12 protein-coding genes and 1 pseudogene are annotated in these 11493 nt (G+C 71.2%); 8 read left to right on the top strand and 5 right to left on the bottom strand.

Translation table 11 applies throughout. From position 1 onward, the window contains the following. The 3 genes and pseudogenes from LOY02_RS11800 to pstB form a co-directional block, all read left to right on the top strand. A pseudogene (locus tag LOY02_RS11800) lies at positions 1–279 on the top strand (phosphate ABC transporter permease subunit PstC); the annotation flags it as partial. Beyond that, positions 279–1175 (top strand): phosphate ABC transporter permease PstA, encoded by an 897-nt coding sequence (gene pstA / locus LOY02_RS11795; RefSeq protein WP_317182556.1) that lies wholly within the window; start codon positions 279–281, stop codon positions 1173–1175. The pseudogene LOY02_RS11800 and the gene pstA, both read left to right, overlap by 1 nt. A 116-nt stretch (positions 1176–1291) precedes the next feature. Then, positions 1292–2062: a phosphate ABC transporter ATP-binding protein PstB gene (gene pstB / locus LOY02_RS11790; protein WP_317182557.1), complete on the top strand. Its 771-nt coding sequence runs from the start codon at positions 1292–1294 to the stop codon at positions 2060–2062. Positions 2063–2072: 10 nt separating this feature from the next. Here pstB and LOY02_RS11785 read toward each other — a convergent pair whose 3' ends face one another. From LOY02_RS11785 to LOY02_RS11770, 4 genes are all read right to left on the bottom strand, one after another. Next, positions 2073–3041, bottom strand: coding sequence for an NUDIX hydrolase (locus LOY02_RS11785; protein WP_317182555.1), 969 nt, complete (start codon positions 3039–3041; stop codon positions 2073–2075). 69 nt (positions 3042–3110) lie between these two features. Continuing rightward, entirely contained in the window at positions 3111–5417 is a 2307-nt protein-coding gene (locus tag LOY02_RS11780; protein WP_317182554.1) for an RNA degradosome polyphosphate kinase, read from the bottom strand. A 203-nt stretch (positions 5418–5620) separates the two neighbouring features. Continuing rightward, positions 5621–6565 carry a mycothiol synthase gene (gene mshD / locus LOY02_RS11775; RefSeq protein WP_317182553.1) on the bottom strand — a complete coding sequence of 315 codons (945 nt, stop codon included), beginning with the start codon at positions 6563–6565 and terminating at the stop codon, positions 5621–5623. 57 nt (positions 6566–6622) lie between these two features. Then, positions 6623–7321, bottom strand: a complete 699-nt coding sequence (locus tag LOY02_RS11770) for a response regulator transcription factor (RefSeq protein ID WP_317182552.1) — start codon at positions 7319–7321, stop codon at positions 6623–6625. A 67-nt stretch (positions 7322–7388) separates the two neighbouring features. Between LOY02_RS11770 and LOY02_RS11765 the strand changes: the two genes are divergently transcribed. Both LOY02_RS11765 and LOY02_RS11760 read left to right on the top strand, forming a co-directional pair. Continuing rightward, complete coding sequence (locus LOY02_RS11765) at positions 7389–7658, top strand: MoaD/ThiS family protein (protein WP_317182551.1); 270 nt, start codon at positions 7389–7391, stop codon at positions 7656–7658. A gap of 90 nt (positions 7659–7748) precedes the next feature. Next, positions 7749–8534 carry a hypothetical protein gene (locus LOY02_RS11760; RefSeq protein ID WP_317182550.1) on the top strand — a complete coding sequence of 262 codons (786 nt, stop codon included), beginning with the start codon at positions 7749–7751 and terminating at the stop codon, positions 8532–8534. 17 nt (positions 8535–8551) lie between these two features. Here LOY02_RS11760 and LOY02_RS11755 read toward each other — a convergent pair whose 3' ends face one another. Continuing rightward, positions 8552–8923, bottom strand: coding sequence for a DsrE family protein (locus LOY02_RS11755; RefSeq protein ID WP_317182549.1), 372 nt, complete (start codon positions 8921–8923; stop codon positions 8552–8554). Between the two features lie 23 nt (positions 8924–8946). Between LOY02_RS11755 and LOY02_RS11750 the strand changes: the two genes are divergently transcribed. Genes LOY02_RS11750 through LOY02_RS11740 form a run of 3 tightly spaced genes read left to right on the top strand, consistent with a single transcriptional unit; the run spans position 8947 to position 11428 of the window. Then, a complete protein-coding gene (locus LOY02_RS11750; protein WP_317182548.1) occupies positions 8947–9444 on the top strand; it encodes an FABP family protein in 498 nt (165 codons plus the stop codon). A 44-nt stretch (positions 9445–9488) separates the two neighbouring features. After that, the gene (locus LOY02_RS11745; RefSeq protein ID WP_317182547.1) at positions 9489–10520 is read left to right on the top strand and encodes a YgfZ/GcvT domain-containing protein; all 1032 of its coding nucleotides are present in this window, start codon (positions 9489–9491) and stop codon (positions 10518–10520) included. 41 nt (positions 10521–10561) lie between these two features. Further along, positions 10562–11428 carry a 3-keto-5-aminohexanoate cleavage protein gene (locus LOY02_RS11740; protein WP_317182546.1) on the top strand — a complete coding sequence of 289 codons (867 nt, stop codon included), beginning with the start codon at positions 10562–10564 and terminating at the stop codon, positions 11426–11428. Positions 11429–11493 lie beyond the last annotated feature (65 nt).

Genomic DNA, 11493 nt, shown 5'->3' with positions numbered 1-11493 from the left:
GGGATCGTGGCGGCGATCGTTCTCGGCGTGTCCCGAGCCATCGGCGAGACGATGATCGTCGCCATCGCGGCGGGCAACCAGGCCCGCATCGTCACCGGCCCGCTCGAGCAGGGGCAGACCATGACCGGCTTCATCGCCAACGCCGCCCTCGGCGACTCCCGAGTCGGCTCCCTCGAGTACGACACCCTCTTCGCCGTCGGGCTGCTGCTCTTTCTCCTCACCCTGGTCATCAACATGATCTCGATCTCCATCGTCCGCAAGGTCAGGCAGGCCTACTGATGTCCGCCCCCGCAACCACCCCGCCCTCGCTGCGCAAGACGCGCGGCTCCGGCGAGCGCTCGCCACGGTCGATCGCCTTCGCGATCGTGCTGTGGGCCTGCCTCGTCGTCGCGGTGCTCTTCCTGCTCACCCTCATCGTCACGACGCTCGTCGACGGCTGGGACCGGCTCGACTCGCGGCTCTTCACCGAGTACCCGTCGTCCCGGCCGCAGGAGGCGGGTGCCCGCCCTGCGATCCTCGGCTCGATCTGGGTCGTGGGCACGACCGCTGTCCTCACCATTCCGATCGGGGTGGCGGCAGCGGTCTATCTCGAGGAGTTCGCTGACCGCAACACGTGGTACAACCGCATCATCGAGCTCAACATCCAGAACCTCGCGGCGGTGCCGGCGATCATCTACGGGATGCTCGCGCTGGGGATCCTCACGCTCTTCGGCGTCCAGCAGAAGAACATCGTCATCGGGGCCGCGCTTGCCCTGACGCTGCTCATTCTGCCTGTCGTCATCATCGCCACGCGTGAGTCGATCCGGGCAGTGCCCCGGGAGATCCGGGACGGCTCACTCGCCCTCGGGGCCACGCCGTGGCAGACGACGTGGCGGCAGGTCCTGCCCGCTGCCGTGCCCGGGATCGCGACGGGCTCGATCCTGGCGCTGAGTCGCGCCCTGGGTGAGGCTGCCCCGCTCCTGCTCCTCGGGGCGTTGACGTTCGTCAGCTTCGACCCCAACGGCCTGCTCAGCGGCTACACGACGATGCCGATCCAGATCTTCGGCTGGACGGCCCGTCCCCAGGCGGCCTTCCACGAGCTCGCCGCCGCGACGAGCATCCTCCTGCTCGCCCTTCTGCTGGCCATGAACGGCTTGGCCATCTACATCCGCAACCACTTCCAGAAGCGTTGGTGACCATGAACGCGAACCCCGAGACGACGACCCGCACGCCGGAGGCGGAGACGCCGCAGATGCACGTCCGTGCCGCGGCCGACCGGGCCGACTGGCTGCCTGACGAGCCCTCGGCCGTCATGGAGTGCGAGAACGTCGACGTCCACTACGGCAGCTTCAAGGCGGTGTCGGACGTCAGTCTCCGGTTCGGCGCCAACGAGGTCACCGCCCTGATCGGCCCGTCGGGGTGCGGCAAGTCGACCCTGTTGCGGTCGCTCAACCGGATGAACGACCTCATCGAGGGGGCCCGGGTCACCGGCGCGGTCCGCTTCCACGGCACCGACATCTACGGCCCCGACGTCGACCCCATCGAGGTTCGCAGCCGGGTCGGCATGGTCTTCCAGAAGCCGAACCCGTTCCCCAAGTCGATCTACGACAACGTCGCCTACGGCCCCCGGGTCACCGGGATGAAGGTCGACAACATGGACGACCTGGTCGAGGAGACGCTGACCCGAGCCGCCCTGTGGGACGAGGTCAAGGACAAGCTCAAGGAGTCGGGCCTCGGCCTCTCCGGCGGCCAGCAGCAGCGGCTCTGCATCGCGCGCACGATCGCCGTGAATCCTGAGGTCATCCTCATGGACGAGCCGTGCTCGGCGCTCGACCCGATCGCGACGTTCCGTATCGAGGACCTCATCCGGCAGCTCCGCGACGAATACGCCATCGTCATCGTCACGCACAACATGCAGCAGGCGGCTCGCATCGCCGATCGCACGGCGTTCTTCACCGCGCTGGCTGACGAGACCACGGGCAACCGGACCGGCATCCTCGTCGAGTACGACAAGACGCGGACGATCTTCGACAACCCCAGCGACAAGCGCACCGAGGACTACATCTCCGGCCGCTTCGGCTGATTCTCGCCCCTCAGGTGTCGATCCGCTCCACCGCGATGACCCGGGCGGCGGCGCCCGAGCCCGACAGGTGTGCGACGAGGACCTCGCCCTTGCGCATCGAGGACGTCACCGCAGCGTCGAGCTGCTCCCGCGCGCAGGCCTGACAGTCGCGGGACTCGGCGCAGGCGGCGTCGACAGCGACCCGGCGCACCAGCACCTCGAGCAGGCTCGGCAGGACCGGGCCGTGGCTGCAGACGACGACGGGCCGGGCCTGGTCGAGGAGCCTGTCGAGGTGGGCGAGGGCAGGCCGTGCGTCCTCGGCGAAACCCTCCTCCGACAAGGCGTCCTTGGCCTTCACGCGCGCACCCAGCGACGCGGCATACGGCTCGACGGTCTCCACGCATCTGGCTGAGGACGACGACACCACTCGCTGGACGCCGTAGGTGGCGAGGATGCGCGAGACGTGCTCGGCCTGCGCCCGGCCGACGGCGTCGAGAGGACGCTTCCGGTCGTCTCCACGCCAGGAGGAGCGGGGTCGGGACTTCGCGTGCCGCACCAGCACGAGCGGCCATGTCTTGAGGGCGCGCTCCCGATCTGCCCGGACCAGGGCGAGCAGCTGCTCACGGTCACGCTTGTAGTCGAGCAGCTCGTGGGCGGCGCGCACCTCGACCCAACGGACCTCGTCGATCTCGTGCTCGAGGGCGCCGGTGCCGCCGGTCACCTTCGCGGCCCAGTAGTGGACCTCCTTGCTCGCCGGCGCACCCTGAGCGTCGAGGACGGTATAGGTCGCCGTGGGCAGCGGGATGCCGAGCCGGACGCGCAAGCCCGTCTCCTCGAGGGTCTCCCGCCCGGCTGCCACGCATGGTTGCTCGCCCGGGTCGAGCTTGCCCTTGGCCCAGGACCAGTCGTCGTACTTCGGCCGGTGGACGAGGGCGACCTCGAGCCGGCCCTTGCGCCGACGCCACGGCAGCGTGCCCGCTGCGGGAATGACGGAGGCCACGTCAGGACAGCCGGGCCTCGGGGAGCGCGGCGCCCCCGGCGTCCGCGACACCCTCCGGGTGGCCCGGGCTCATCGGCGCCGCGCCTTCCGCCGCCGCTTGTCGTGTCGCTCGATGAGGGCTGCCTGGAGATCCGTGAGGGGCTCGCCGGCCGGGTCCAGGTAGTACCGGACCCAGCGTCCGTCCGCGCCGAGGTCCCAGCGCGAGGTCCCCTCGTCGAAGGCGAGGCCGAAGAGCTCGGCGAGCTCGGCGAGATGACCCGGGTCGGTGATCCGGACAAGGGCCTCGACACGGCGATCGAGGTTGCGGTGCATGAGGTCGGCGCTGCCGATGAAGACCTGCGGGTCACCGCCGTGGTCGAACCAGAAGATCCGCGAGTGCTCGAGGAAGCGGCCGAGGACGGACCGGACCCGGATGTTCTCCGACAGGCCCTCGACCCCCGGGCGCAGGGCGCAGATGCCGCGCACCCAGATGTCGACGCGCACCCCCGCCATGCTCGCGCGGTAGAGCGCGTCGATGACTGCTTCGTCGACGATCGAGTTGGCCTTGAAGGCGATTCGGCCTGACGGTGCGCCCTTGCCACGCTGCTCGTGGAGGCTGATCTCCTCCTCGATGAGGTCGATGAGGCCGGAGCGCACCGACCGTGGCGCGACGAGGAGCCGCTTGAACCGACTGCGCGGCGCGAAGCCCGACAGGAGGTTGAACAGGCGCGACAGGTCGTCGCCCACCTGCGGGTCGCAGGTGAACAGGCCGAAGTCCTCATACGTCCGCGCGGTCTTGGGGTTGTAGTTGCCGGTGCCGATGTGGCAGTAGCGGACCAGGCCCTCGGGCTCCTGCCGCACGACGAGGCAGAGCTTGGCGTGGGTCTTGAGGCCGACGACGCCGTAGACGACGTGGACGCCGGACTCCTCGAGCTTGCGGGCCCACGAGATGTTGTTGACCTCGTCGAACCGCGCCTTGATCTCGACGACGGCGAGCACCTGCTTGCCCGCCTCGGCGGCGTCGATGAGGGCGTCGATGATGGGGGAGTCGCCCGACGTGCGGTAGAGCGTCTGCTTGATGGCCAGGACGTCAGGATCGGCCGCGGCCTGCTCGATGAAGGCCTGGACCGACGTCGAGAACGAGTTGTAGGGATGCTGGACGAGGACGTCCTTGCTGCGGACGGCGGCGAGCAGGTCGCTGGCCTTGGCGCTCTCCGTCGGGGCGAAGTCCGGGTGGGTCCGGGGGAAGAACTTCGGGTACTCGAGGTCCGAGCGGTCGACGTCAGTGACCGTCCACAGCCCGGTGAGGTCGAGCGGGGTCGGGAGTCGATAGATCTCACGGTCGCTGATCTGCAGCTCGCGGCTGAGCATGTCGAGGACCTTCGGGTCCATCTCGGCCTCGACCTCGAGCCGGATCGGGGGACCGAAACGGCGCCGGGTGAGCTCCTTCTCGAGCGCGGTGAGCAGATTCTCGGCGTCGTCCTCCTCGACCTCGACGTCCTCGTTCCTCGTGACACGGAAGGTGAAGTGCTCCTGGACGACCATGCCCGGGAAGAGCTGGTCGAGGTGGGAGGCGATGACCTCCTCGAGCGGCACGAACCGCCGTGCGACGCTGCCGCCCTCACCGCCGTCTGCGGTGTCGTTGTTCCCGATCGGGATGAAGCGGGGCAGGTTCGGCGGAACCTTGAGCCGGGCGAAGTGCTCGTTGCCCGTCTTCGGGTTCTGGAGGAGGACGGCGAGGTTGAGGGAGAGCCCGGAGATGTAGGGGAACGGGTGGGCCGGATCCACGGCGAGCGGGGTGAGCACGGGAAAGACCCGGTCGGCGAAGAAGTAGTGGAGCGGCTCGCGCTCGGTCTCGTCGATGTCGTGCCACCGGACGATGGTGATGCCCTCCGCCTCGAGCGCGGGCCGCACCTCGTGCTCGAAGACGGTGGCGTGCTGGGCCATGAGCTCGTGCGCGAGCCGGCCGACCCGGTCGAGGAGGTCGCGGGGTTCGATCCCGGCCGCGGTGCGGATGGCCAGACCCGTGGCGATGCGCCGCTTGAGACCGGCGACGCGCACCATGAAGTACTCGTCGAGGTTGCTCGAGAAGATGGCCAGGAACCGGGCCCGCTCGAGCAGCGGCACCGCCGGGTCCTGGGCGAGCTGGAGGACACGCTCGTTGAACTGCAGCCACGACAGCTCCCGCTCGAGGTAGCGGTCGGCGGGCAGGTCCTCCGCGAGCCGCTCGACCCGGCGTCCGGGGCCCGCGCCGACGAACCGCCCGTTGGGTCCGCGCTGCGGCCCTCGCCGGGTCGGAACCGTGCTCGTGAACGAGCTGACCTCAGGCGCACCCGTCTCGTCGCGGGGCTGGTCCTGACCCTCGAGGTCTGTCCGTTCGAGACTGCCGGTGCTCATGTGCCCATCGTGACACTGATCGGCGACGCGAGGGAGAACACGTCCGACGTCCATGCCGTATGCCGCTGGGCTCGGCCCTCCGCGATGGTGCCCTCAGGCTCGTGGCCAGGTCCCCCCCGCAACACGCCCGGCGGTTGCCAACCGGCACCGGATATTTCCGTGGTGGGTTGCGCAGTGCCGGGCGTGTTGCGGGAGGGGGTCCGTCAGGTGGCCGGGGGGCGGGCGTACTGCCGGTGCACCTCGCGGTCGGTGAAGCCGAGGCTCGCATAGGTGTGGACTGCGGCGACGTTCTCCTCGTCGACGTAGAGGACGACGTCACGCTGGCCCCTGGCTCGCAGGTGGTCGAGGCCGAGGATGGTGACCGCCTTGCCGAGACCCTGGCCCTGCCGGTCGGGGGAGACCCCCACGACATAGACCTCTCCGACCTCGCCACCGGGAGGGTCGACCTTGGTCCAGTGGAAGGCGGCGATCCGGTCGCCGGTGCGGTCATCGGGGCGGTCACCGTCGGGGTCGACGACGAGGATCAGGCCCTCGGGGTCCCACCAGGGCTGGGCCATGCGCTGCTCGAGGTCCCGGCGGGTCAGCGACCCCTGCTCCGGGTGCGACGCGAACGCGGCCGCGTTGACAGCGACCCACTCGTCCTCGTCACCGGGCTCGAAGTGGCGCACCCGGTAGCCGTCAGGCACGACGGCCTCCGGCCAGGCCGGTCCGTCCACGAGCGACCGTCCCATGACGTGGAGGGACCGAACCGGCTCGAGCTCGCCGCTCCGGGCGAACGCCTCTGCGGCCGCCGCGGCCGGTCCCGTGGCGTGGCTCCACACGCGAGCGTCCTCCGGCAGTGCCGCGAGGAGGCCTGACCCCGCGCCCTGCCGCCGCAGCTGCGGTGCGACGACGAGCTCCGCGGACGGCGGCTCGTCACCCGACCCCGCACGGACCTGGGCATAGCCCGCGAGCGCCCGCCCAGCGGCATACGCCAGCAGGTGTGTGACGTCCGGGTCACGCGACTCGACGGACAGGCGGAACTGCTCGGACAGCGGCGGCGAGCCGTCCGCTGCCTCGGCCTCGTCGGCGAGCGCTAGCACCTCGCGCGCCTCGTCCTCTGCCAGCGGGTGGGTCCGGTCTCGCTGCTCGATCTCGGCTCGGGACATGCTCCGATTCCACCACAGGGCCCGTATCTGCCTGCTCGCGGTGCGGTCGGTGCGCTGCTACGCCACAGGCCCGGACGGCGCGGAAGCCCGGTCGGGGACGAGGCGGTAGCCGACGTTGCGGACCGTGCCGATGAGGGCCTCGTGGTCGGGGCCGAGCTTGGCCCGGAGGCGGCGGACGTGGACGTCGACCGTTCGGGTGCCGCCGTAGTAGTCGTAGCCCCAGACCTCCTGGAGCAGCTGCGCCCGGGTGAACACGCGGCCGGGGTGCTGCGCGAGGTACTTGAGCAGCTCGAACTCCTTGTAGGTGAGGTCAAGGGTCTGGCCGCGGAAGCGCGCTGTGTAGCTCGCCTCGTCGATGACGAGGTCACCCGACGTGATCGGCGCGTCGAGGTCGGAGTCGTCGCCCTGGCCCCTCGTCAGGGCCAGGCGGAGACGGGCGTCGACCTCGGCCGGCCCGGCGCTGTCGAGGATGACGTCGTCGAGGCCCCACTCGGCCGTGAGAGCAGCGAGGCCGCCCTCGGTGAGGACGGCCAGCAGGGGAGTGGTGATCCCGGTGGTGCGCAGCACCCGGCACAGGGACCGGGCGCTCGCGAGGTCTCGACGCGCGTCGACGATGACGACGTCGCAGTCCGGAGAGTCGACGAGCGCGGTCGCCTCGGCCGGCATGACCCGGACGCTGTGGACGAGCAGCCCGAGCGCGGGCAGCACCTCGGTGCTCGGGGCGAGCGCGTTGGTGAGGAGCAGCAGTCGGGCCATCTTCTGCAGGATAGGCGAGACTGGACCTGCACCCGAGCAGCTCGGTGCACGATGAGACGGGAGTGAGATGGGCGAGACGGGTTCGGCAGAGCAGACGGTGACGGTCCGCTACTGGGCGGCGGCCCGCCAGGCTGCCGGTGTCGACAGCGAGCACGTCGCGCTGGCTGCCGGAGGCACCGTGTCCGACGTCGTCGCCGCGGCCGTCGGGGCGCATCCGGACCTCGAGCGGGTCGCCCGGGTCGCGACGTTCCTCGTCGACGGGCGCGCGGCAGACCGGGAGGCGGTGCTGCCACCGGGAGCCACGCTCGAGATGCTGCCTCCCTTCGCGGGCGGGTGATGCACAATGACGACCGTGCCCGACGCCGACCCCACTGACGCACCTGAGGCCCCGGCACCTCCGGGCGCGGCCGGACCCAGGGGCCCAGAGGTGAGCGAGTCCAGCGGAGGCGGCGCGCTCCATCTGCCGCTCTCGCCCGTCGGCGCGGACCAGGTCCGGCCGGTGACCGTCGGCGCCGTCCTGGTCGCGACCGGGCTGCTCGCTCTCGCGTCGACCGGGGGCCGCTGGCCCGTGCTCATCGCAACGCTGGCCCTCGCTGTCGTGCTCGCCTGGTCGTGGCCGGTGGTCGGCGGCTCGTTCACCCCTCAGACCACGACGATCGTGCTGCTCGTGTCAGCCCCGGCCATCGTCTTCACGGCCGTGGGCGACGACCTCCGCTGGACCGCCGCAGCCGTCGCCCTCGGCATCGTCCTGTCGTTCCTGGCGCAGCTCGCGCGACGGACGGGCCGGGAAGGTCTCGTCCTGACGCTGCTCGCGTCGTTCGGTGGCCTGGTCCCGATGGCGTCCGCAACCCTCTGGATCGGTGCAGCAGACGATCGCCTCGGGCGCGCGTACCTCGTCGTGACGCTGACGGCTGCCGCCTTCGCGGTCGTTGCCGACCTGCTCGTGCCGCGCCGCCGACTCGCACCGCTGCTGGGCCTCGTCGCCCTGCTCGCCGCGGTCGCCGGGGGACTGGTCGCAGCGCTGCTCCTCGACGAGCTCGCGGCGTGGGCCGCGGTGGGCGTGGCCGCGGCGGCCGGGTCGCTGTCGTGGTCGTTCCGCCGGGTGCTGGCCCTCCAGCCGGCCCTGCTCGGGATCCGCGGGCAGGTTGCCGCTGGGGTCGGCTCGGTCCTCGTGCTCGGCGTCGTCGTGCGGCTCTTCACGCTCGCGTCCTGACCGGCGATCGCTCCGGGTCAGTAGACGAGAGCCTGAGCGCCCGGAGCGAGGACCTCCTCGACGAAGGCCGCCGCGCCCCGGATCGAGACACCGTCCACCAGCGCCTCCACGGTGAGGTCGCGCCGTGCCGCGCACTGCGAGCAGACCGTGACCCGGCCACCCGCCACCACGGCGTCTCGCAGGGAAGCCAGCGGAGCGGCATACGGCAGGTCGAAGTCCTCGGCCCGCCCGGGGACAGCCATCCAGGTCGACTCCCCGGTCAACCACAGGCTCACTTCGGCGCCGCTCGCCACCGCTGTCGCGGCCACCGTGAAGGCCTGCGACAGGCGCTCGGGTGCCTCGACCCCGCAGGTCAGCTTGACGACGAGTGAGCGCGCGGGAGGGGCCATGCCCTCAGGTTACGATCACGACCATGTTCGACCTCGACCAGGACATTCCCGAGCCGCTGCGTCCCCTCGCGTGGCTCATCGGCCGCTGGGAGGGCGCCGGCGTGCTCGGCTACCCGACCATCGAGTCGGCGCACTTCGGGCAGGAGATCGAGGTGACGCACGACGGGCGGCCCTTCCTCAAGTGGGAGAGCCGGGCCTGGATCCTCGACTCGGCCACGGGCGAGAAGGTCCGGCCCGCAGCCGTCGAGTCCGGCTTCTGGCGCCCGATGCCCGACGGCGAGGTCGAGCTGCTCCTTGCGCACCCGACCGGGATCCTCGAGCTCTACTACGGCACCGTCGAGCCGGCTCGCATCCAGCTGAAGACCGACGGCGTCCTCCGCTCGCCGGGCGCCAAGGAGTACAACGCCGCCACGCGCCTCTACGGCCTCGTCGAGTCACAGCTCATGTGGGCCATGGACATGGCCGCCGTCGGTCAGAAGCTCCAGTCCCACCTGTCGGCCACGCTCAAGCGGGTGGGCTGAGGGATGACCACGGCAGCCCCGGACGTTGCACGAAGGTGACCGACATGACCGAGCTCCCCGTCCTGCGCCGCAGCCCCCTGCTCGACCGTCCCCGTGCCGTGGCCGGCGAGGGCTTGGCCGCGAGCGTCGCCGTCCACTACGGCGACCCCATGCGCGAGCAGCGACTGCTCGAGGAGGGTCTGGCCGTCGTCGACCTCTCACACCGCTCCGTGGTCACCGTGACCGGTCCCGACCGACTGTCCTGGCTGCACTCGCTCACGACGCAGCACCTCACCGACCTCGGACCGCGCGAGTCGCGCGAGGCGCTCATCCTCACCCCCAAGGGCCACGTCGAGCACTCGCTCCACCTCGTCGACGACGGCGAGACCACGTGGATCACCACGGAGCCCGGCGCCGGCGAGCCGCTGCGCGAGTGGCTCGACCGGATGCGCTTCATGCTCCGCGTCGAGGTGGCCGACGTGACCGCCGACTGGGCGGTGCTCGGCGAGCCCCACCACTCGGAGTCCGCGCCGGGCGAGCCGCTCGCGTGGCGGGACCCATGGCCGGACCTCGTCGGTGACACGGTCGCCTACGGGCCGGTCGACGACCACCCCGGCACGCGTTGGTCCTGGCGCGAGGTCATCGTGCCGCGCGCGTCGCTCTCCGACGCGGTCGGTGATCGTCCCCTCGCCGGGCTCTGGGCCGCGGACGCGCTGCGGATCGCCGCTTGGCGACCACAGCTCGGCGCCGAGACCGACCACCGCACGATCGTGCACGAGGTCGACTGGCTGCGCACTGCCGTCCACCTGCACAAGGGCTGCTACCGCGGGCAGGAGACCGTCGCCCGGGTCCACAACCTCGGTCGCCCCCCGCGGCGCCTCGTCTTCCTCCACGTCGACGGCTCGGGGCACGTGCTGCCTTCGCCGGGCGCCGAGGTGCGCTCCGGCGACCGCGTCGTCGGCCGGGTCACCTCGATCGGCCGCCACCACACCGACGGGCCGATCGCCCTCGCCGTCATCAAGCGCAACACCGACCCTGAGGCCGTGCTCCTCGTCGACGACCTGAGTGCTGCGCAGACGGTCGTCGTCGCACCCTGACCGGAGTCTCACCGGCCAGTGGCCGCTGGCAGGATGGCGCCATGACGACCGTCCCTGCCCGTAGCGCCGCGCGCACCCTCATCACCGTCGCCCCCACCGGGGCCGAGACCGCCAAGGCCGACGTCCCCGCCCTGCCGACCACGCCGGAGGAGCTCGTCGAGACGGCCGTTTCCTGTGAGGCTGCCGGGGCCGCGCTGATCCACATCCACGTGCGCGACGCCGACCACGAGCCGACCCTCGACCCGGTGCTCCTGCGAGAAGCCGTCGCCGCTGTGCGCGAGGCCACGGATCTCGTCGTGCAGCTCTCGACCGGTGGCGCGGTCACCGACCCTCTCGACCGGCGCCTCACCGTCCTCGATGCCGACCCGGACTCGTGCTCGCTCACGTGCGGCACGACGAACTTCGGTGACGGTGTCTTCCTCAACCCGTGGGGCTTCATGGTCGATCTCTACCGGCTCGCCCAGGAGCGGGAGGTCGTGCCGGAGTTCGAGCTGTTCGAGCTCGGCCACGTCCACGCGCTGCGCCGGCTCATCGACGAGTGCGGGCTGCCCTACGGCGGTCGGGTCCACGTCGACTTCGTCATGGGGGTGCCGGGGTCGATGCCGGGCACCCCGCAGACCCTCATGGCGGCGCTGGCCCTGTTGCCGCCGGAGGTGACCTCGTGGTCGGCGACCGGCATCGGTCGCACGCACCTGCCGATCGCCGCAGCCGCCCTGTCAGCGGGTGGTCATCTGCGCGTCGGCATGGAGGACAACCTCGTCTATGCGAAGGGCCGGCCGGTGTCCCACAACAGGGAGCTCGTGGCCCGCGCAGCGGAGCTCGCGACGATCCTGCAGCGGCCTCCGATGTCGACGACGGAGGCGCGGGAGCTGCTCGCGGTCAAGGACCGCCGCCCCGCCGCGCTCTGACCCCATCGTCGCGGCCCCGCGCGTGTTGTCCCAACGTGCGCGGGGTAGGTGATGGAGCGCGGGAT

It is taken from the genome of Intrasporangium sp., from assembly GCF_032907665.1.
Taxonomy (GTDB): Bacteria; Actinomycetota; Actinomycetes; order Actinomycetales; family Dermatophilaceae; genus Intrasporangium.
Note: the sequence above shows the minus strand (reverse complement) of the source record. Positions and strands in the feature narration are given on the sequence as shown.

Excerpts from the sequence above, each read along its gene's own strand:
- pstA (WP_317182556.1), top strand. The coding sequence starts at position 279 with ATGTCCGCCCCCGCAACCACCCCGCCCTCGCTGCGCAAGACGCGCGGC.
- pstB (WP_317182557.1), top strand. The coding sequence starts at position 1,292 with ATGGAGTGCGAGAACGTCGACGTCCACTACGGCAGCTTCAAGGCGGTG.
- LOY02_RS11780 (WP_317182554.1), bottom strand. The coding sequence starts at position 5,417 with ATGAGCACCGGCAGTCTCGAACGGACAGACCTCGAGGGTCAGGACCAG.
- mshD (WP_317182553.1), bottom strand. The coding sequence starts at position 6,565 with ATGTCCCGAGCCGAGATCGAGCAGCGAGACCGGACCCACCCGCTGGCA.
- LOY02_RS11770 (WP_317182552.1), bottom strand. The coding sequence starts at position 7,321 with ATGGCCCGACTGCTGCTCCTCACCAACGCGCTCGCCCCGAGCACCGAG.
- LOY02_RS11765 (WP_317182551.1), top strand. The coding sequence starts at position 7,389 with ATGGGCGAGACGGGTTCGGCAGAGCAGACGGTGACGGTCCGCTACTGG.
- LOY02_RS11755 (WP_317182549.1), bottom strand. The coding sequence starts at position 8,923 with ATGGCCCCTCCCGCGCGCTCACTCGTCGTCAAGCTGACCTGCGGGGTC.
- LOY02_RS11750 (WP_317182548.1), top strand. The coding sequence starts at position 8,947 with ATGTTCGACCTCGACCAGGACATTCCCGAGCCGCTGCGTCCCCTCGCG.
- LOY02_RS11745 (WP_317182547.1), top strand. The coding sequence starts at position 9,489 with ATGACCGAGCTCCCCGTCCTGCGCCGCAGCCCCCTGCTCGACCGTCCC.
- LOY02_RS11740 (WP_317182546.1), top strand. The coding sequence starts at position 10,562 with ATGACGACCGTCCCTGCCCGTAGCGCCGCGCGCACCCTCATCACCGTC.